Source organism: Ureibacillus endophyticus (genome assembly GCF_003628435.1).
In the GTDB taxonomy this organism is placed as follows: Bacteria; Bacillota; Bacilli; order Bacillales_A; family Planococcaceae; genus Ureibacillus; species Ureibacillus endophyticus.
In genome coordinates this window covers 1-20,619 of record NZ_RBZN01000009.1, presented here as the reverse complement: position 1 = coordinate 20,619, position 20,619 = coordinate 1, and the positions used below count along the sequence as shown (strand labels likewise).

The 20,619-nt window shown below is 32.6% G+C and carries 17 protein-coding genes; 11 read left to right on the top strand and 6 right to left on the bottom strand.

Annotation, left to right across the window (positions count from 1 at the left end; all coding sequences use genetic code 11):
• Positions 1 to 225 precede the first annotated feature (225 nt).
• The 4 genes from D8M03_RS05720 to D8M03_RS05705 all read right to left on the bottom strand — a co-directional run bounded on the left by D8M03_RS05720 (position 226) and on the right by D8M03_RS05705 (position 4,111).
• Positions 226 to 1,320 carry a toxic anion resistance protein gene (locus D8M03_RS05720; protein WP_121213819.1) on the bottom strand — a complete coding sequence of 365 codons (1,095 nt, stop codon included), beginning with the start codon at positions 1,318 to 1,320 and terminating at the stop codon, positions 226 to 228.
• Positions 1,317 to 1,970, bottom strand: a complete 654-nt coding sequence (locus D8M03_RS05715) for a 5-bromo-4-chloroindolyl phosphate hydrolysis family protein (protein ID WP_121213818.1) — start codon at positions 1,968 to 1,970, stop codon at positions 1,317 to 1,319. Before D8M03_RS05715 ends, D8M03_RS05720 begins: the two co-directional genes overlap by 4 nt.
• A gap of 135 nt (positions 1,971 to 2,105) precedes the next feature.
• Complete coding sequence (locus tag D8M03_RS05710) at positions 2,106 to 2,366, bottom strand: acylphosphatase (protein ID WP_121213817.1); 261 nt, start codon at positions 2,364 to 2,366, stop codon at positions 2,106 to 2,108.
• 17 nt (positions 2,367 to 2,383) lie between these two features.
• Complete coding sequence (locus D8M03_RS05705; RefSeq protein ID WP_245987477.1) at positions 2,384 to 4,111, bottom strand: globin-coupled sensor protein; 1,728 nt, start codon at positions 4,109 to 4,111, stop codon at positions 2,384 to 2,386.
• A 109-nt stretch (positions 4,112 to 4,220) separates the two neighbouring features.
• On the opposite strand from D8M03_RS05705, the gene D8M03_RS05700 reads away from it, so the two are divergent.
• Together D8M03_RS05700 and D8M03_RS05695 are read left to right on the top strand one after the other, a co-directional pair.
• On the top strand, positions 4,221 to 4,493 hold the full coding sequence (locus tag D8M03_RS05700) for a DUF1033 family protein (RefSeq protein WP_121213815.1): 273 nt from the start codon (positions 4,221 to 4,223) through the stop codon (positions 4,491 to 4,493).
• 254 nt (positions 4,494 to 4,747) lie between these two features.
• The gene (locus D8M03_RS05695; RefSeq protein WP_036179813.1) at positions 4,748 to 4,948 is read left to right on the top strand and encodes a cold-shock protein; all 201 of its coding nucleotides are present in this window, start codon (positions 4,748 to 4,750) and stop codon (positions 4,946 to 4,948) included.
• Between the two features lie 76 nt (positions 4,949 to 5,024).
• Here the strand turns inward: D8M03_RS05695 and D8M03_RS05690 are convergent, their stop codons facing one another.
• Together D8M03_RS05690 and D8M03_RS05685 are read right to left on the bottom strand one after the other, a co-directional pair.
• Positions 5,025 to 5,648, bottom strand: coding sequence for a hypothetical protein (locus tag D8M03_RS05690; protein ID WP_121213814.1), 624 nt, complete (start codon positions 5,646 to 5,648; stop codon positions 5,025 to 5,027).
• 817 nt (positions 5,649 to 6,465) lie between these two features.
• Positions 6,466 to 8,070, bottom strand: a complete 1,605-nt coding sequence (locus D8M03_RS05685; protein ID WP_121213813.1) for an ABC-F family ATP-binding cassette domain-containing protein — start codon at positions 8,068 to 8,070, stop codon at positions 6,466 to 6,468.
• Positions 8,071 to 8,299: 229 nt separating this feature from the next.
• Between D8M03_RS05685 and D8M03_RS05680 the strand changes: the two genes are divergently transcribed.
• The 9 genes from D8M03_RS05680 (at position 8,300) to D8M03_RS05640 (ending at position 20,501) form a co-directional block, all read left to right on the top strand.
• A complete protein-coding gene (locus tag D8M03_RS05680) occupies positions 8,300 to 9,319 on the top strand; it encodes an MBL fold metallo-hydrolase (RefSeq protein ID WP_121213873.1) in 1,020 nt (339 codons plus the stop codon).
• Between the two features lie 13 nt (positions 9,320 to 9,332).
• On the top strand, positions 9,333 to 9,566 hold the full coding sequence (locus D8M03_RS05675; RefSeq protein WP_121213812.1) for a DUF3006 domain-containing protein: 234 nt from the start codon (positions 9,333 to 9,335) through the stop codon (positions 9,564 to 9,566).
• A 253-nt stretch (positions 9,567 to 9,819) separates the two neighbouring features.
• Positions 9,820 to 11,235, top strand: coding sequence for an SPFH domain-containing protein (locus D8M03_RS05670; protein WP_121213811.1), 1,416 nt, complete (start codon positions 9,820 to 9,822; stop codon positions 11,233 to 11,235).
• Positions 11,236 to 11,246: 11 nt separating this feature from the next.
• The gene (locus tag D8M03_RS05665) at positions 11,247 to 12,344 is read left to right on the top strand and encodes a TFIIB-type zinc ribbon-containing protein (RefSeq protein ID WP_121213810.1); all 1,098 of its coding nucleotides are present in this window, start codon (positions 11,247 to 11,249) and stop codon (positions 12,342 to 12,344) included.
• 334 nt (positions 12,345 to 12,678) lie between these two features.
• A complete protein-coding gene (locus D8M03_RS05660; RefSeq protein WP_121213809.1) occupies positions 12,679 to 16,851 on the top strand; it encodes a DUF4062 domain-containing protein in 4,173 nt (1,390 codons plus the stop codon).
• Positions 16,852 to 16,860: 9 nt separating this feature from the next.
• Complete coding sequence (locus D8M03_RS05655) at positions 16,861 to 17,451, top strand: N-acetylmuramoyl-L-alanine amidase family protein (protein ID WP_121213808.1); 591 nt, start codon at positions 16,861 to 16,863, stop codon at positions 17,449 to 17,451.
• A 29-nt stretch (positions 17,452 to 17,480) separates the two neighbouring features.
• Entirely contained in the window at positions 17,481 to 19,274 is a 1,794-nt protein-coding gene (locus D8M03_RS05650) for an adenylate/guanylate cyclase domain-containing protein (RefSeq protein WP_170148390.1), read from the top strand.
• Positions 19,274 to 19,870 carry a Pycsar system effector family protein gene (locus D8M03_RS05645; protein ID WP_121213806.1) on the top strand — a complete coding sequence of 199 codons (597 nt, stop codon included), beginning with the start codon at positions 19,274 to 19,276 and terminating at the stop codon, positions 19,868 to 19,870. The genes D8M03_RS05650 and D8M03_RS05645 overlap by 1 nt, the downstream gene beginning before the upstream one ends.
• A gap of 76 nt (positions 19,871 to 19,946) precedes the next feature.
• The gene (locus D8M03_RS05640) at positions 19,947 to 20,501 is read left to right on the top strand and encodes a hypothetical protein (RefSeq protein WP_121213805.1); all 555 of its coding nucleotides are present in this window, start codon (positions 19,947 to 19,949) and stop codon (positions 20,499 to 20,501) included.
• Positions 20,502 to 20,619: the final 118 nt, after the last annotated feature.

Genomic DNA, 20,619 nt, shown 5'->3' with positions numbered 1-20,619 from the left:
CCTACCACTGTAAGCCGCGCAATAAATAAGAAGTATAAGAAGCTAAAATAAAAGTGAGCGGACATTAACACAAGCAGGTGACAAAAACGCCACATCGTGTGGCATTGTCACCATGACCAACATCGTGTTGGCCCCAAAGACAAGCCGTAAAGACAACAACAAGTTGTCTTTGCGGATTGAGTGCTAAGTCCGCTCACATAAATATTACTTGCTTTAGTATTTTTATTATTTAAGCTTTTCAATAGCTACCTCAATAGTAGCATGCTGTTTATTACTCTCAGCTTGTACCCGCAACGTTTCTTCAATAGACTCAATTAACTGCAACTGAGTAGCCTTAAACCTATCAATCTCTTCATGACTAATCCCTTTATTCCGCTTAGAATCCTTCGCCGTCTCCTCGATCATCCGAGCATTCTTTTGAATCATTTTATCGGACGTCTCCATTAATCGTTGACTGGCAATATTTGTCCTTCGTTGATTATTCATATTCACCAAAATCGAGATTTGAGACTGCCATAAAGGAATAGTCGACATCACAGAAGCCTGAATTTTTTCAACTAACATTTGATTCGTTTGCTGAATCATTCGAATCTGTGGAGCCGTTTGGATAGCAACCTCACGAGAAATTTGCAAATCATAAATCCGTTTATCTAACCATTCTATTGCGTTTTTTAAATCAACTACCTTTTGTTTATCCATTGGGTTCGTTGATGTCGCTAACGATTGTTCTAAAGCTGGTAATGTATGATTGATTAAATCACGTTTTTTTAATTCACCAGCTGCAATGAATAGCGTTAAGTTTTTAAAATAATCTTCATTTAATCGATATAATTCATTTAACATATTCATATCAGCTAAAAGGCCTTTTTGAGCATGTTGTAATTGAATGCTTAACCGATCAATCTGTTTACTCAATCGATTATATTGAGACACTACTTCTTGTATTGAAGATTTGGAACGTTTGAATAGTTTGCTAAAAAATCCTTTTTCACTTTCAATTAAATCATCTGGATTAATTTTTTCAAGATGCTCCATTAAATTATGTAGAACTTCACGTATTGGCGATGTATCATTTCGTTGTACACGTAATAACATGTTATGGGTGAAGTTTTTGAGTGATTGTTGAACATCTGCACCAAATTGAAGGACATTTTCATAAACAGAAACGTCAAGCTTACTAGCTAATAAGAGGGCGTGGGATTTTTCTTCTTCGTTTAATGTTTGGAAAGTAGAGATCGATGTTTCCGTCACATCAAAAAAAGAGCTCCCATTAATTGATAGTGCATCTAATGGATTATGTGAGCTCTTATTTTCTGTCATTGATTGTCACCTCGAAATTCAATCTGTTGACGTTTCTTTTCATTTTGAAGTTTTACAAAGTCCAATTCCATTCTTAAACTTTCTAAGTCGGATTCAAGGGCTGATTTTAAATCTTGTTCCATTGTACCGTGTAATTCTTTTAATGTTTTGCGAGTATCCTCAAGGGCTAGATGAATTTCTGAATCTTTAATTTGTTGTTGCGTTAACATCGTATATGTTTGAATTAACTGTACAGCAGACGGTAAATGGGAGTAGAAGAAATCTTCTACAGAATAAAACTTTTGTGGATTTGTTTGTACAATATTAATTATACGTTTCGAAAGCTTTGTCATTTCGTTTAACAATTTAAATGAACGAAGCGAACGAACACGAATATATTGTTGAGTTAAAGAATTTAAATGCCCTCTTGCAATCTTTAATTGTGATTCAATATGTTTATACTCAGAATTGGATATCCCAATTTCTTTACTTCTTTTTGATTTTTGGAAAACTTTAATTGCTTTATTACTTATAAAATATGATGCAATGGTTAATACCGGCACGAAAAAAATAGTAATGTCAGCAAGAGTAAATGACGTAACAGTTAGTACTGTGAAACTTATAATAAAATTGATTGCATGGCGGGTAATAAAACTCATGGCTCCAAGCATATTCGTACCTCCTTTAGTTCTATAATTGTATTACGAATGAATGGTTTAAAAAGTTTCACAAGTTTTGATTTATATAAGTAATATCCTACAATATATAATCGTGTTTTTGAATACTAAACAAAAATTTAGAGCCGGCTATAAAAGATCCGACTCCATCGTTACATACCCTTTTAGTTCATCACAAATTTTGATTGAGGGACTAAAGCCTTTTTGTACAAATTTTAGAAATTCCTCAATAGAACTATCTTTTCCTTCGACTTCAACCTCAATTTGTTTTTGTTCATTTACCCCGCAAAATCCTTTTAGCCCCAGGGCAATCGCTTTTTGTTTTATGAAAAAACGATGCCCAGTTTCATTAGGATTACTTTGAAAGATGATATGGGTTCGTTTTGCCATAAAATGTACTTCCTCCGTTAATTAGTTGACATTTGGTCAATTAAGTCATTTAGATAGAATAAAACTTTTTCTGAGGCAGCTTCAATTTCTTTTAAATACAATTCAGCTTGCTTTATGTTTCCATTAGTAAATTCAATTACGGCTTCTTTTGCATTATAGTGAACTTTTTCATGATAATAATCTAATTGCTCGTAAGATGATAGGTGACCAAAACGTTCTTTCGCTTTATCAGAGAAATACCATTTTCCTAATCTACATTCTTTATGCGAAGACACATCTGATGGTTGAAGCTGTTCTAATCCTAAGAACATATTATAAATCTTCCATTTCCATAAGATATGGTCTGCCTTGGATAAATGGAGAAGGGTAACGCTCGATAAATACGTATGATTATTTGTAATGACATCATTACGGAAACGATTGATTTCTTGACCAAGCATATGGATGTCATGAGAAGTATTTGAACTGTATTCTCTTATATCCTCTTGTAAGTGTAAAATTTTGTTCATTTTATCAGAAACTTCATCAATGGCAGCGGATTGTTCCTCTGTAATCGACGCCGTATTTACTACATCTTGATTGATTTCTTGTATTGTTTCTACAATATTTGTTAGAAGTGGTAATGTATCCTTTGCTTCCGAAGAGGCTGCATTAATAATGTGTGACGTATCTGTAATCGATTTTGCCACATTTGTTGAATAAGATTTTAATGAATCGACATTTGTGGATACTGTACTTAATGCAGAAACTGTATTTTCTGCTAGTTTTCTTACTTCTTGCGCAACAATTGAGAAGCCTTTACCATGTTCACCAGCTCGAGCTGCTTCAATAGAGGCATTTAGAGCAAGTAAATTGGTCTGATCTGCAATTTCATTTATAATAGTGACTACATTTTCAATATCGTTCACATGCTTTTGTAATTGGTCAAAGGAATGAACAATAGACGTAAAAGTATCACCTGTTTTGAAAATATCATTTAACGCTTGTTCAATGGCATTTTTACTATCAGTTGCATATTGTACTGATTGAGTTGTTTTTTCAGATATATTGCTTGAAGTACGTGCAATATCTGCAATAGATGCAGCAAGTTCTTCAGTAGCAGAAGTAGATGTTTGAATTTCTAGTGCTTGCTGATCTAAACTGTAAACTAAATCTTTCATATACATGATTTTTGCGTTAGCGTCCATTAAAGAGGAAATTTCACTGACAACATTTTCAATGATTTTTTCTGTTAATGTTTCCACTAATAACTCTTGATCAATATTTACTGCTGATGATAGCGATTTCATATAAGCAAAAGCTTTATTTGGTTTTAGTCCAAAATTATGTAATATATGTGTGTTCATAAAAAATGCGAGCTGATTAAAGACTACAATTAATTTACCCGCTTCATAATGATATGTTCTAAATAAATTAAAAAACTTTGTTGTATTAGCCACATACTCATCGTTTCGTTCTGCTAAGAAAAATTGATTTAAATATTGTTGAATTTCTTCGTTAGAGATATGTGTTTGTCCATCGGGTGAAATTTCTTCTAAGTAGTTTCTAAATATTTCATTCATTGTTGGTGCAATTTTTTGAAGTCCATTATAAATTTCTTTCAAATTTTCTTGATCTTGGCTAGTAAAATTATTAAATTGCAGTGTTTGTAAAAAACGGCCACTAGCTTGTAAATTAGTTCCACGAGTGAATAAAAGATTAACGTCGGCTTTCGGTTTTAATGATGAAAACATAGTTGTTGTCACTCTCCAAATCTTAAATAGATAGAATAATTTTACCATATAGCCGATTGCAAAAATAGACATATTACCAATTGTTAACTAAAATACAATAGTAGAAGGTGAGGCATTATCTATGTATAAGATTATTTATATGAAGGCAGATTACGAACCTTGGTGGAAATTTGAGGGATGGGAATCTACTATTGTATCTGAACATAATTTTGACACAAAAGAAGAGTATGATTCGGCATTACATGAATTGCTCGAAGATTTTCGAAAACGATATGAACATGAAGAATGTCGGGAAGGGAAGTATTACGCCTTTTGGTCATTAGATGAAAGAGAGTATTGCGAGGCTTGTGAAGACGATATTCAAATTTTCCACGGTATAATTCTTGAAGGGTAGTTCATACTAAAATCACACCGATCAATTTACTGAAATAAAAGAAAATTGTAAAAAAAGTTAAAGAAAGTGTTTGACAAATTGTAATATGATGGTATACTAAGGGTAACAATAAAATTGCTTGACCGGGTACAAATGATTCACATATTACAAAGAGTGATCGGTGTAATGTCGGTACTCTTCGTAATATGTGAATTTTTTATTACGGTAAAACAATCACATATTGTTAACATTTATTTTTTTGGAGGTTTTCTTAAATGAAACAAGGTACAGTAAAATGGTTTAACTCAGAAAAAGGTTTTGGATTCATCGAAGTTGAAGGTGAAAACGACGTATTCGTACACTTCTCAGCTATCCAAGGTGAAGGTTTCAAAACTCTTGACGAAGGTCAAAAAGTGGAATTCGAAGTTGTAGATGGCAACCGCGGACCACAAGCTGCTAACGTTGTTAAACTTTAATTTTTAAAATTAAATTACATTCGTTAATTCGAGACATTCCTAGAAGGGGATGTCTCTTTTCACGTGTTCACATAGCTTACTCTAATTTTTCTAAAGTAGAAGTGACAATATATTCTTCATTTGTATCTGTATAAACAGCTTTTACAACGCCAAAACCTTCGACAAGATATTTTCGATTTATATAATCCTCCTGTTGTTCCTCAATAACGACTACATTTTCAAACGATTCAAAATGAGTATCAACTGATGCTCCAGTTTCGACAATCTCCCAATTGCCAAAGGTAGTACCAACTTCAATTGGACCAGCAAAATATGGTTCGATCGCTTCCAGTTTTTCTAAGCTTTTCACTTCAGGATAAGTAATGTCATTGGGCATTTCTTCAACAAGCTTATCATAAATTAAGTCAATTCTATCCTCTAATACACGATAAATTTTCATTGTGGTAGCCCCACCATTATCAATGACTGTAGCAACATAATCGTCTGAAAGCCATTTTGTTTTTTCGGTATAAGATGCAAATTCATTTCCTTCACCTAAAAAAGATGCAGTAGAGCCATCAGGTTTAAAGAATTTTTTAAAATCAGTTTTTGTTTCTTCTACACTTACGGGATCTTTTGACGGGGGCGGGGAATCATCCATTAAAACTTGGGTACAACCAATTAATAAAATGGTGGAAAAAATTGTTAGTAGATATTTCAAATTAAATACCTCCTTATAAAATACTATAACGTTATATAATTTGAATTGCACTTATTTTCTGTCGATTTTCGTAATAAGTTTATGTTGGGTGATGGGGTATTAGAAATGTCGAATTACATAGATAGTAATTTAAAAATTGGGAATCAATTTCGTAAAAAAATCTATTTTAGTTGGGCGGATTGACAGAATATAGAGACTTAACAAAGAATAAGCATTGTCTTCAAAGTTTATGGTTCAGGATGAATACAAAAATTCAATGGAAAAATGAAAGAAAATGTATTCATATAAGGAAGATGAATACAAAAAATCACTGGAAAAAGGGAAGATAATGAATTCATAATGCAGATGAATACAAAAAATCAATGGAAAAAGGGAAGATAATGTATTCATAATGCAGATGAATACAAAAAATCAATGGAAAAAGGGAAGATAATGTATTCATAAGATAGATGAATACAAAAATTCAATGGAAAAAGGGAAGATAATGTATTCATAATGCAGATGAATACAAAAAATCACTGGAAAAAGGGAAGATAATGAATTCATAATGCAGATGAATACAAAAAATCAATGGAAAAAGGGAAGAAAATGTATTCATAAGATAGATGAATGCAAAAATCTCGTGGAAAAAGGTAGAAAATGGTCTTCATAGATAGAATGAATACAAAAATAGCGCGTACATTGTTCCATAAGTATATTTAGAAGCATGTATAAAGCAAACTTCTGTAATAATAAATGAAAATGTATGAAATAATATTATTATGTAAACTAAAATCACCGAAATAAAAAGGTGCCACAAATGTGACACCACAAAAAATTACTTAATACCTTGTGCATCTTTCCACTCTAAGAACTCATCGTAAGTTAATTGTTTATCTAAGATCGAACCGTCTGCTTGGATTTCGATAATACGGTTAGCGATTGTTTGGATAAACTGATGGTCATGAGATGTGAAGATCATAGCACCTTTGAAGCGAATTAATCCTTCGTTTAATGCTTGGATTGATTCTAAGTCAAGGTGGTTCGTTGGTTCATCTAAAAGTAAAACGTTAGCACTTGATAACATCATTTTTGATAACATACAACGAACTTTTTCTCCTCCTGAAAGTACAGAAGGGGATTTTTTCACTTCTTCACCAGAGAATAGCATACGACCTAAGAATCCACGTAAGAATGATTCTGTTTCATCTTCAGGTGAATATTGACGTAACCATTCAACTAAAGTTTTTTCAGTACCAGTGAAGTATTTGTCGTGATCGTTTTCAAAATAGCTTTGGGATGTAGTTACGCCCCATTTAAATGTACCGCTATCTGCTTCACGGCGTTCCATTAAAATGTCCATTAAAGCAGTTTTCGCATGAGGGTTTCCTAGTAATGCGATTTTATCTTCTTTATTCATCATAAAGCGGATATCTTTAAATAACAATTCGCCATCTTGACTTGCTGTTAATCCATCAACAGTTAACACGTCGTTACCAATTTCGCGGCCGATTTGGAAGTTGATGAATGGATATTTACGGCTTGAAGGACGAATATCATCAAGCTCAATTTTATCCAACATTTTTTTACGGCTTGTTGCTTGTTTTGACTTAGATGCGTTCGCAGAGAAGCGAGCAATGAATTCTTGTAATTCTTTAATTTTTTCTTCTTTTTTCTTGTTTTGTTCTTGCGCCATTTTTAACGCTAATTGTGAAGATTCATACCAGAAATCGTAGTTCCCTACATATAGTTGGATTTTTCCAAAATCTAAGTCTGCAATATGTGTACATACTTTATTTAAGAAGTGACGGTCATGGGATACAACGATAACTGTGTTTTCAAAGTTAATTAAAAATTCTTCTAACCATTGGATGGCTTTTAAATCTAAGTGGTTTGTAGGCTCGTCCAGTAATAGTACATCTGGTTTACCAAATAAGGCTTGAGCAAGTAACACTTTTACTTTCTGAGAACCTTCTAAATCTTTCATTAACATGTAGTGGAATTCATCGCCAATACCTAAACCGTTTAATAAAGTAGCAGCTTCTGAATCAGCTTCCCAACCGTTTAGTTCAGCAAATTCGCCTTCTAGTTCAGCGGCACGCATACCATCTTCGTCAGAAAAATCTTCTTTCATATAAATTGCGTCTTTTTCTGTTTTTACTTCATAAAGGCGTTTATTTCCCATGATTACTGTATCAAGTACAGTGTGTTCATCGTATTCAAAGTGATTTTGCTTTAATACGGATAAACGTTCATCTTTACCCATTGATACATGTCCTTCTTGTGGTTCGATTTCGCCAGCAAGAATTTTTAGGAAAGTTGATTTACCAGCTCCGTTTGCACCAATAAGGCCGTAACAGTTACCTGGTGTGAATTTGATATTTACGTCTTCAAATAGTTTACGATCGCCATAACGAAGACCTACATTACTAACTTGAATCATGTAAGTTCCTCCTTTAATTCTATAATTGATATTATGCGGTTTTTCAATGTTTAAATTTATATACGCAATACTTTTCATTATATCATATAACACAAATTAATTTAAACAATTAGTTAGGATTTGTATAGTTGGGAATAAAATTGAAAACAAAATGTTGAGGAGATTCTCTAATTTTTAAACTTAATAAAAAGGGTGAGCAATTAGATTGTAATCGAAAGGGGAACTAGTAATGAAAAAACTACTTTCAATTATTGCAATTGTAATATTAATATTTGGATTTTTACCAATCACAGATGCGAATGCAGCAACCAAAAATTTAAAAGTCCACTTTATTAACGTAGGTCAAGGGGATTCAATTTTAGTACAAGCTCCAGCGGGTAAAAATATGTTAATCGATGGTGGACCAAAAACGGCAGGAAAAGATGTCGTTTCATTTTTAAAATCAAAAGGTGTTAAAACTTTAGATTACGTAGTAGCAACACATCCAGATGCAGATCATATTGGTGGTTTAATCGATGTTTTAAAATCATTTAAAGTTAAACACTTTATAGACAGCGGTAGAACACATACAACAGATACGTATTATGAATTGCTTACATTAGTTGATAAAAAGAAAATAAATTATATTGTACCGACACCGCTAAAAACGTATCAACTTGATCCGAAAATGAAAACTCAAGTGTTATATTCAAATAATAAAGCTGAAGATAGTAATAATGCGTCCATTGTCCTTAAGCTAACGTATAATAAAGTTTCATTTTTATTAACAGGTGATGCTACTAAGGAAATTGAAGAACAATTGGCTTCTAAATATAAAGTAAATGTAAATGCAACAGTATTAAAAGCTGGCCATCATGGTTCAGATACAAGTAGTTCTCCTAAATTTATTAGTAAAGTAAAACCAAAAGTTGCGATTTTAAGTTACGGAAAAGATAATATGTATGGACATCCACATGCATCAGTTGTAAAAAGCTTAAAAAATGTTGGAGCCAAAATTTATAAAACGCCTATACATTGTAATATTACTGTGACAACGGATGGAAAAACTCATAAAGTAACGAATGCATGTCCTAAAGCATCAACTAGTAAAGCAAGTACAGGAAAAACAACTACTAATCCTAGTACGACTACTAAAACATCTCAAACAAAATTTAAAAATTGTACAGAGATGAGAAAGATTTATCCATATGGTGTGAAAAAAGGACATCCTGCATATGAAAAAAACATGACCGAGATGATGATGGGGTAGCGTGTGAAAAATAATGAGTAAATACACTTTAGATCGAATTGATGATGGATTCTATGTTTTCTTGTCAAAAGATGATGAATCACAGCAACGCTTGATAGCTGTATCAGAAGTAAACATCTCTCTAACAGAGGGAGACATTGTTAATATTCACGAAGATGGCACAATCGAGTTGTTAGAAGAGGAAACGAAAATTACGAAAGATAAAGTAGATGCTTTAATCGAAAAACTAAAGAAAAATAATTCTTAAGACCAGGGAAAATTCCTTGGTCTTTTCTATTTTTGAATTTTATCAAATATATTATGAAGTCGAATATTTCATGAAAATTTGCGCTTAATATACATTTAATTACATAAAAGTAAATTGTTATATATTTAGGGTATCGGCATATTATTATACGGTATTGTAGGATTTATTTTGAGACATTTAAAAAATACTTTTTTCTATGGTTTTATGGCAATTTGCAAACACATAAAGTAACTCGAATAGGGGGAATTATTTTTTGGGCTTATTAAAAGCTGGCGTTGGTTCATTAGTTGGCGTATTAGAAGATCAATGGCGTGAATATTTTTATTGCGATTCGCTCCCAGCGGATGTACTCGTAACAAAAGGGAAGAAACGAACATCAAAGCGAAGTGGGAATAAAGGAAATAATAATATTATTAGTAATGGTTCCATCATAGCAATCAATGAAGGGCAATGTATGATGATTGTTGAACAAGGGAGAGTGGTAGAGTTTTCAGCAGAACCAGGTGAATTTGTATATGATACTTCAACAGAACCTTCTATTTTTTATTCTAACGATTTGTCTTCAGGTATTAAAGAAACCTTTAAACAAATTGGTAAACGCTTTACTTTTGGTGGCGAACCAGGTAAAGATCAACGTGTTTACTATTTTAATAAGAAAGAAATTGTTGGTAACAAATATGGTACACCATCGCCAGTTCCTTTTCGAGTGATCGATCTAAATATAGGTCTCGATATTGATATTTCAATCCGTTGTCACGGGGAATATTCATATAAAATAATCGATCCCTTGCTTTTTTATACAAATGTTTGTGGAAATGTAGAAACGGATTATAAACGTGATACCATTGAAAGCCAACTAAAAACTGAACTTATGACAGCCCTACAACCGGCATTCGCGCAAATTTCTGCGAGTGGTGTTCGTTATAGTGAAATCCCTGCACACACATTGGAATTAGCAGATGCACTTAATAAAGTTCTATCAGAAAAATGGCTAGCAACTAGAGGAATTGCCATTGTCTCTTTTGGTATAAGTACGATGAAGGCATCAGAAGAAGATGAAGCGATGATTAAACAACTTCAAAGAAATGCGATTTTACGTGATCCTGGAATGGCGGCAGCTCATTTAACTGGTGCTCAGGCTGAGGCTATGACAAAAGCTGCTAGTAACGAAGGGGGAGCCATTACAGGATTTATGGGATTAAATATGGCTTCACAAACTGGTGGTGTCAATGCCGGCCAGCTTTTCCAAATGAGTGAACAAAATCGACAAGCCCAAATGGCACAACAACAACAGGCACCTAAACCTGCCCCTACTACGAATTCGAATACATGGACGTGCTCTTGTGGTGTTTCGAATACTGGAAAATTTTGTGCGGATTGCGGTGCTACAAAGCCAATAGTGGACGTTTGGACTTGCAGTTGTGGCACTAAAAATACTGGAAAGTTTTGCTCGGATTGTGGAAATACAAAACCTGCAGCGGATGGATGGTCTTGTAGCTGTGGCGCAATTAATAAAGGGAAGTTTTGTTCGGAATGTGGTAGTAAGAAACCTGAAGGCGCACTTCAATATGCTTGTGATAAGTGTAGTTGGGAACCTGAAGATCCATCATCACCACCGAAATTCTGTCCAGAATGCGGAGACCGCTTCGATGAGAAGGACGTTAAGTAGGAGGTGTAACGATGTCGATACAAGATGTAGAAAATACAAAAAATGCTTCCCTTCAATTTAATGCGGAATGTACATCCTGTGGTGCATCAATTGAATTTAACCCCACAGCTGGTAAATTAAAATGCCCATATTGTGATCATGAAACAGATATCCCTTTACCTGAGGATGAGGAAGAACGTGTTGCTCAGGAAATGGATTTTGAAGAAGCTGAAAAAACAGGGAATTTTGACTGGGGGGCAGAAAAGAAAACAATTATTTGTAAGTCTTGTTCTGCTGAAACAATCTATGATGCATTACAAGTAGCAGATAGTTGCCCATATTGTGGTTCGAATCAAGTTATGGAAGCTTCCGATACGAACTCTTTAGCTCCGAACGGGGTATGTGTTTTCGAAGTAACGGATAAGCAAGCGGGTGAAAACTTTCAAAAGTGGATTAAAGGAAAATGGTTTATGCCGAGCGAAGCAAAGCGGAGCGCCAAACCAGATAGTTTTAAAGGCGTATATGTGCCTTACTGGACATTTGATACGAAAACAAGTTCACGCTATAACGCACAATATGGGATTGATCGGAAAGTGAAGGATAAAGATGGTAAGGAACGAACGGAAACAGATTGGTATAACACATCCGGTTTTTATCAGGAGTTTATTGACGACCATTTAGTGAGTGCAACAAAAAGGTACGACCGTAAAATGATGAAAAAAGTAGAACCGTTTAACGTTTTAAATAACAAAGGATATCGACCTGAGTACGTTGCTGGCTTTTTATCAGAGCGCTATAGTCTCGGCTTAAAAGAAGGTTGGGGTCAAGCGCGGAAAGAAATTCATGATCATCTTCATGGGAGAATTTCATCAAAAATTAAGCGCGAGCACAATGCAGACCGTGTTCGGAATTTAAAACTTTCAACAACCCACGATGACATCACGTACAAATATTTAATGCTACCTATTTGGCTATCGTCCTTTACATTTAATAATAAAATCTATCATTTTATGGTGAATGGTCAAACAGGTAAAGTAGGTGGCGATGTGCCAACTTCTCCACTTCGCGTAACTATAGCAATATTAGCAGTTGCTACGTTACTATTTATTTTGTGGTATTTCTTTAGATAGGTTTATCATTTACTAGCACCATTCCATCTGAGTGCCCTTTTCTATCAATAGTTATGGGTATCGGGAGGATTCTTTGAAATGTTAATACTTTAAGAGTAAATGTCTCAAAACTAAATAGGGTTGAGGCATTTTTTGTTTTTAGTTTTCAACAAAATTTTGATTGACTGTACAAGATTTATCTAGTGGATAGTTAAGTATATTAACAGTTGAAATAATAATTATTACTAATAAACATTTCATTCAAGTTATTTAAGGTGAAATCTGTTCGTGGTATATTTATATAGTATTCAAATATAAGGTATTTTTACATATTAAAAGGAGACTTACACTGAGCATGGGTAAGTATATTGAAGAGTTAAAAAAACAACAAAGTTTATCAGCATTTGTTTCATCAACATTTAGAGATTTAATAGATGAACGAGAGATTTTGATGAAACGCGTATTTCCTCAGATTCGCAAATTATGTGCTGAAAGAGGCGTCATATGGAACGAGATTGATTTGCGTTGGGGAATAACAGATGAAGAAAAATCGGAAGGAAAAGTACTTCCAATTTGTTTAAGAAGAATAGATGATTGTCGACCAGTATTTATTGGTCTAGTAGGCGACCGTTATGGTTGGATTCCTGAAGAGTCTGAATTTTCAGATGAATTATTAAAGAAAGAACCTTGGCTAAAGGAACATATTGGCTCCTCTGTGACAGAAATTGAATTTATTCACGGTGCATTAAAACAACCTAATAATGATGGTTATGCATTTTTCTATCTCCGCAAAAGTTTGGAAAATATAGAAAATGATAATCAAGAGAGCCATAAGTTGAAAAAATTAAAGAATGAATTATACAAACGTGAAAGTGATCATTTTTTAGTAAAAGAATATTTGACTCATGAAGAGTTTGAAAGTATGGCAATAAATGATTTAACAAAAATGATCGACGAGTTATTTCCTCCATTCGGAAATGTACATCCTGCTGAACAGGAGGATTTAGTACATGAAACATATATGAGAAATCTGTCAAGAGTTTATGTAGAAAGAGCGGGGTACTTTAAAAAAATAGACGATTATGTAAGCTCTATGCAAACTATTCCTCAAATTGTAAGAGGAAATTCAGGTATCGGAAAGTCAGCACTTTTAGCAAACTGGGTCATGAAAAGACAAGAGCAATTTCCTGAAGATATTGTAATCGGTCATTTTGTAGGTGCTAGTAAAACAAGTACCGATGCTTTACAAATGGTCAAAACCATTTTACAACGTTTAAGTCTTCGCATTGGAATTGATTTAACTTTACCTAACAATATGAGTACCGCCAAAGAAATTTTTCACTTAGGCTTAAGAAAATCATCCAAATATGTAAATGGGTCAATTATTCTTGTATTAGATGGATTGAATCAACTTGAGGATAGAGATGGTGCACATGAACTAATTTGGTTACCAAAGGAACTTCCGATAAATGTTAAAATAATCATTTCAAGTCTTGATGGAAAAATTATTAATTCCATTGAAAAGAAGAACTGGAAAAAACAAGAGTTGAATGTAGAAGGACTAAATCAAGGTGAATGTAAGGAAGTAATTACGGGTTACTTGGAGTTATTCGGAAAAAAACTCCAAAGTGATTTAATTGAACTTATTATTTTAAGTCCAAATACGAGTAATCCATTATATTTACGATTTTTGTTAGAAGAACTTAGATTATATGGCAATTATGATGATTTAAAGGAAAAACTCTTTTACTATCTTCAATTTAAGGAGCCAGAAGAACTAATTGAAGCAATTTTTGACCGATGCGAAGACGAGTTTGAGGGGAATTATAAAGGACTTGTAGGAACGGCACTAAGTTTAATCTATTGTTCTAAAACTGGTATAGCAGAAAACGAGCTGTTAGAAATGCTCGCTTTTGATGGCGAACCTCTACCTTCTGCTATATGGTCTCCATTATATTTAGCATTAGAAAGCTTTCTTATTATTAAGTCGGGGTTAATTGATTTATCTCACGATTTTGTTCGGAAGGCTGTCATAAAAAAATATTTATTCTCAAATGAAAAGAAAACAGAAATACATAATAAAATTATTGAATACTGGGAAAATGTAGAAATTACCAATAAACGAGCGTATGAAGAATATCCTTGGCACTTAGCACAAGTAGGATTGTGGAACGATTTAAGTGAATTTTTAACAGATGAGTCCTTTCTTCCAACACTGTGGATGAAGAATCCTCATAATGTACTGGAATATTGGACTTTAATCGAAAACGATTCAACCATCAGAAGAGATTTCGTTTATTTGGGTCAAGATCTTTCATCAACAGAGTATCCAGTAACTTACCTACATGCTTGTTACCAGATTTTAAACTACACAGGTGATAAAGAAAATATCAAACAAATTTATCATAATATTACTTCTCGTTTATGGAGTGAAATAAGAAATTTTACTCCATTTTCATCCGTTGAAGTACTAACCATAAAGGAAGAATTGAAATTCAATCTATTTGAATTAAGTTTTTTCATGGCTTGCTTCCGTTTATTAGAACAAATAGATTTGTTAGAGGTATGTGATGAAGAAGTTATACAATATTATCGTTATATTGTAAATGATTACAATAATCATGGCATGGATTTTCAAATTGAAAACTATGTATCTATTGCTACATTATTGCTACAAGCATATAAACATACCTCTGATAATAACATTTCATTAGCAAAAGACTCGTATAATTCGTTAGAAGAAAAAGTGAATGAGTTAAATGATGATATTTTAGAATTATTTATTTTAATTGGTAGAGCAGAGCTGTATTATACTGCTAATGATTATAATGTAAGTCTGAGATTTTATAAAAGTGCTGAAAAAATATTAAATAGTATCAATAGTTATGAATTGCAATTTTTATACCGTCAAAGATATCGAACAATTTATTTAATGATTTTAGATAATCAAACCCAAGAAGAGGCTTATCGATTTTTAAAAGAAACCGAAATGGTAGCAAGAGGGAATCAGGATTTAGTTTTACTTGCAGAAATTTTATTATATAAAGGATTATTGTATGAAAGACTTCGGAAGGAAAATGATGCGTTAAATTCTTATTTAGAAGCATTGGAGATATCCAGGAATCTAGGCTTGGTAGAAGTTAGAGTTAAAGCTTTAATTAAAATTGGTGAAATATACCGCCAAAAAAATAATAGTGAAGAAGTATTAAAGTATAATTTAGAAGCAAATCCTTTTATAAACATGTTACGAGAACCTGATGTATCTTTAGAATTATTAATATCAAGGACAATGCTTTATCAAGAATTAGAGGAAGAACAACAATCCTTGGAAGTTTTCAAATCAGCATGTCAATTGGCTGAAATATTGGGATTATTTAATGAAATTCAAACGGTTTTAAATAAAGAATTGCATAAATATTCTTGGAAGTTAAATAAAAAACAAACTTATGCAACTATAACAAAATTAAAATTACTACCCGACGATATTGAAAATAGATGTGAAACAACATTTCTACGATTTTTAGGTTTTGATTTTTTACATCAGAAACACTTTAAGGAAGCTTTTTTAATCTTTCAGGATGTTGAAAAATTAGCGATAAAAAATAATGAGCAGGAAGAATTAATTTATGCATTACGACATCAGGCAGAGGCGTGTGTGGGATTGTCTGAATATGACAAAGCGATTGATTTATATAAAAAGGTAGAAAAAAATGAACGTTCATCAAATAATCAATACTTTCTAACCAAGGATATAAATTGTCAAGGGGATCTCTTAGTTTTAAAAGGAGAGTATCAACAGGCTCTATCAAAATATCAAGAGGCGGAAGAAATTGTCCGAAAAACACAACAACAATTTACGGATTTAATCAATAGCCTTAGTGGACAAATAGATGTTTATAAAACTTGGGGAGAGAGAACACTTTCGGAAAATATATTAGTAGAAATATTTAAATTGGGTCATCAAATAGGGCAACACTATGAGGAAAATGGAGCTCCTGATGAAGCAATTCTATTATATATCGAAATAGCTAAGGCGATGAGAAAACATGAAAATGACCATTACTTGCTTGATTATCTTGATAAAATAAGAAAACTAGCAGAATTTTTTGTAGATACAAATTTAATCCTATCTACAACAAAAGAAGCTGAAGAAGTTTGTAAACGACTAGGTGATGAAGAAGGAGAAAAATTATATAAATTTTTACATGCTGAATTTTATTTTGATCATGGAAAAATAAATGGGGCTGATGGAATTTATCTTAATGATAAATTGAATTTAATAGAATACTATGAGCAAGTAGGAGTTTATTTTAGTTTAACTGAAAATAAACCATTCCTTGCTATATGCTATAAAAGATTAGCAATCCTTTATTCTAATCTAGATGAAATTGGTAAAGCTCTATTTTCTATTAGACAAGCTGAAAAAATGTATTTCATTTTAGAGGATTATGATCGTTTAAATGAATGTATCACTTTACATATTACTTTTTTAAAAAGATTAGAAAATTTAGAAGAAATGTATGTGTAGTCGTTATTAATGCAGGAAGAAATTGAAGGGGATTCGTTTAATGATGAGAACATTGCCGTAGTAGAATCATTGAAACGAAAAGTGATACTGCTTGATCCAGGACATGGTGGACCTGATACAGGTGGAATTTCGAATGGATTGAAAGAAAAGGATTTAGTATTATTTACCTCTGTGTTACTGGCTGAATTATTAATTAAATGTGGAGCTGAAGTAATATTTACTAGAACAGATGATAGTCAAGTTCCTCTAGCAGAAAGAGTTAAAATAAGTGAGAAATATATTGCCGATGCTGTTATTAGCCTTCATTACAATACGGCAATTAATCCAATCAATGGTACAGAAACTTATTATGCTAATGCAGAAAAAGATATGAAATTAGCTAAATTAATTCAATCACAGCTTGTACATCATACGGGTCTACATGATCGTGGTATAAAGCATGGAGAATTCTTTGTTAATAGAAATGTAAAATGTCCATCGGTTTTAGTAGAGCTTGCATTTATTTCAAATCTAAAAGACCAACATCAAATAAAAACTCTTCAATTCCAAGAACAGTCGGCGATAGCAATCTTCAATGCACTATCAAAATATTTTGAATGAAAAAATTTGTAAAAAGTGGAGGTTGTAAAATGAGTAACATGATTGGATATGTTGTATTTACAGACTTGAAAGGGTTCTCCAAAATGAATGAACCTGAAACATTTTATGAACATACAATACGACCACTTGCAAAGAATTTAAAGAAGTATAAATATAAAGCGGAAGTGTGGAACACATGGGGAGACGCGTTGGTTGCTGTATTTGTACATGCTATTGATGCTGTTGAACTAATGATTGAGTATCGAGATTATTTTCGAAAAAACAAATTACTCGCATTACAACCCCGCATTGCTGGCCATTACGGAGAAATGCTATTATACAACGACCCGTTGATTAATAATATGGATAATGTACTTGGTGATACGGTCAATAAAGCAGCACGTATTGAACCGATTACTTTTCCTGGTGAAATTTATGTTAGTGAAGAGTTTATAAAAAAATATATAGAAGAAAAAGAAAAAGCTCAAGACTCAGAGAAAGAACGCTATAATCAAATGCGCTTTACGGATTTAAAGGAATGGGAACTACCTAAAAATGCGGGAAAGATACATTTATACCGTTTGTTTCATGAAAGTGAAGAAGCGTGGAATATTAACAGTTTATTTGTGAAAAATGACGAAGAAAATATTGATCATTTATTCGATCAATTAAACATAGGCAAGGTAATTAAAGAAGCCAGAGAACATAGTGTCATTGTACAAGCAAAACAGAAAAATTCTAAAGAAGAAATTGATAAGGTAATAAAAAGTTACTTTCAAATTCCAGAAAAGAATGACCAACTTAATTGGCAAGTGTTCGAGAAAAATCAAAATGAAATCAGTGGACCGTTGTATATTGCGTTAGCAGAGCTATATAAAAATATCGGCGAATATAAATTGGCATTGAATTGTATTAATAATGCTCAAAAATGGTCTACTGATATGTCATTGAATGATAGAGATGATAGTCAAAAGACTAAACCTTGGACAAGTTCATTGGGTGGAGTAACATTACAACCATTCTCCCGGAATAATTCAATCCTGAAATTAAAAGCAGATATTCTTTCTAAGGATGATAAATATCAGGAAGCTAAATTAATTTTAGTTGATTTATTGCAACAAGATCCTACTGATACGGAAGTATTAACGAAACTAGCTGCTCAACTAAAAAGAGAAGCGTTTAACATCGATACAAAAGTTAAACAAGGTGAAAAAGACGAACAAAAGGAATTATTGGAAGAAGCTTTATATCTTTATTTAGAGGCTTTCCGTAGAAACCGAGATTACTATTCAGCTATTAATGCATCCTATATTGAAAGTATTTTAGACAAGTCAAATGGCTGGCATTTAGCTTCTTATATTTTTAATACATGGAACCATGAAACGGGCCGTGATTGGTGGTTAGATAGTACTTTAGCTGAGACACAACTACTCCAGGGCGAATTTCAATTTTGTTATCAAAGAATGGAAAGAGCTGTTATGAAGCATAATCCTCCATTTTTTGAAAGACATGCAACCAGAGATCAAATTTCTAATTACATTAAGATAGTTCATTTAAGACGAAACAAAATACCTACAGATGATAAGTTGCGTCACGCTGCATTGTTATCAATTTTGTTGTACAACCCTAAGCTAGTAGAGGAATATAAAGGAAAAATTCTCAATAATGGTAAAAATCAATTTGAAAATATATGTGTTGATGAAAGTGAAAAATTATATAAAATCATCGTGGCTAAAAACGAGGAACTTATGGACGTATTCAATGACGTCTTTGGCGAAAGTAAAAATAATGACAAAGAAGAAGAACACCTGGAAAAGCTGGTGGAGATGTCTGGAGGTATGTAATGGAATCACAAAATAAAAATGAATCATCTGAACAATCACACTCAAAATCTAGGCTAGAAGAAATCATCAAAAATGAAAAATTACAAGTGGAAACTTTTACAGATGATAGTCAAACAGCCGGAGTTGTCAAAACGAATTATAGCAATAATGAGAATGTATATTTAAATAATTCCATACGTTTTGCAGATACAAAGGCAGCTGCGCTAGTTGCCGTCAATGGGTTGGTAGCTAAATTTGTTTTTGATTTAATTAATCAACAAGACAAAATTCTTCAAATTGAAACGATTATAGGGTTTATTTTCCTAATGGTCGGTATAGGTTTATCTGTTTTAGTAGTCTTTCCACAAAAGGAAAACAGTCGAACAAAAGGAATTATTTATTGGGAAAATATTATTCAAATGGATTTAGATGAATACATAAATACCGTTGAAGAAATGCCTCCAAAGGAATTACGAAAACAAATTTTAATTACAAACTATATTCAATCAAAAATACTGACTAAAAAATTTACGTATTTAAGATATGCATTTATTAGTAGTTTAATAGGATATTGTATTCTAGCTTTTGTAGCAGTAATTACTTTTTTGTTTAATTAGGAACAAAAGGGGCTTTTAGCTAAATTCTAGCTAAGGGCTCTTTTAGTTTGTAAACTTTTACGTGAGGGAGATTAATTTGGAAACAATTCAACTTTACCCAAAAACAATACATGAATTATTGATTGATACTGCGAATGGTGACCGAATTTTTGAACTAATTTACGGAAATCTATTAGCAATTAAAACCGACTTATGGGTAACGACGGTATATGCTGAAAATAAAGGTGAACTTTTTAACTCGATAAAAAATTTATTGGGTCTTGGAAGCAATTATTATGAGAGGAAAATAGTCCCATTAACAAATGGGGGGTATATTGGCTTCATTGATGATGAAAATCAAAAGCTACTTACGGTAAATATTGATAAAAAAGAAGGATCTATTATTAATCCAAGTGAATTTCAAGAAATTATTCAAGCGACATTTTCAGCCGTAGCTGCTTTAACATACGAAGGTTATACTTTTCAAGAAATATCATTGCCAGTAATCGGAAAAAAAGGATTACAACCACAAGAATATGAAGGGTCACTAAAATGGTTTATTCATTATGCCATCAATTATTTAAAATTCTCACAATCTACCAAGAAAATTAAATATTTTATCCATATAAAAGAAGACGTACCTTATTGGTGAACTGAACCCTATTTTATAGACAGTTTAATAAAAAGGGATATAGTTGTGTTTAAGCCGCAATAAGATGACTTCGGTAGGCTGCCGGAGTCATCTTTTTTAACGTCCATTGCTTTCTTGT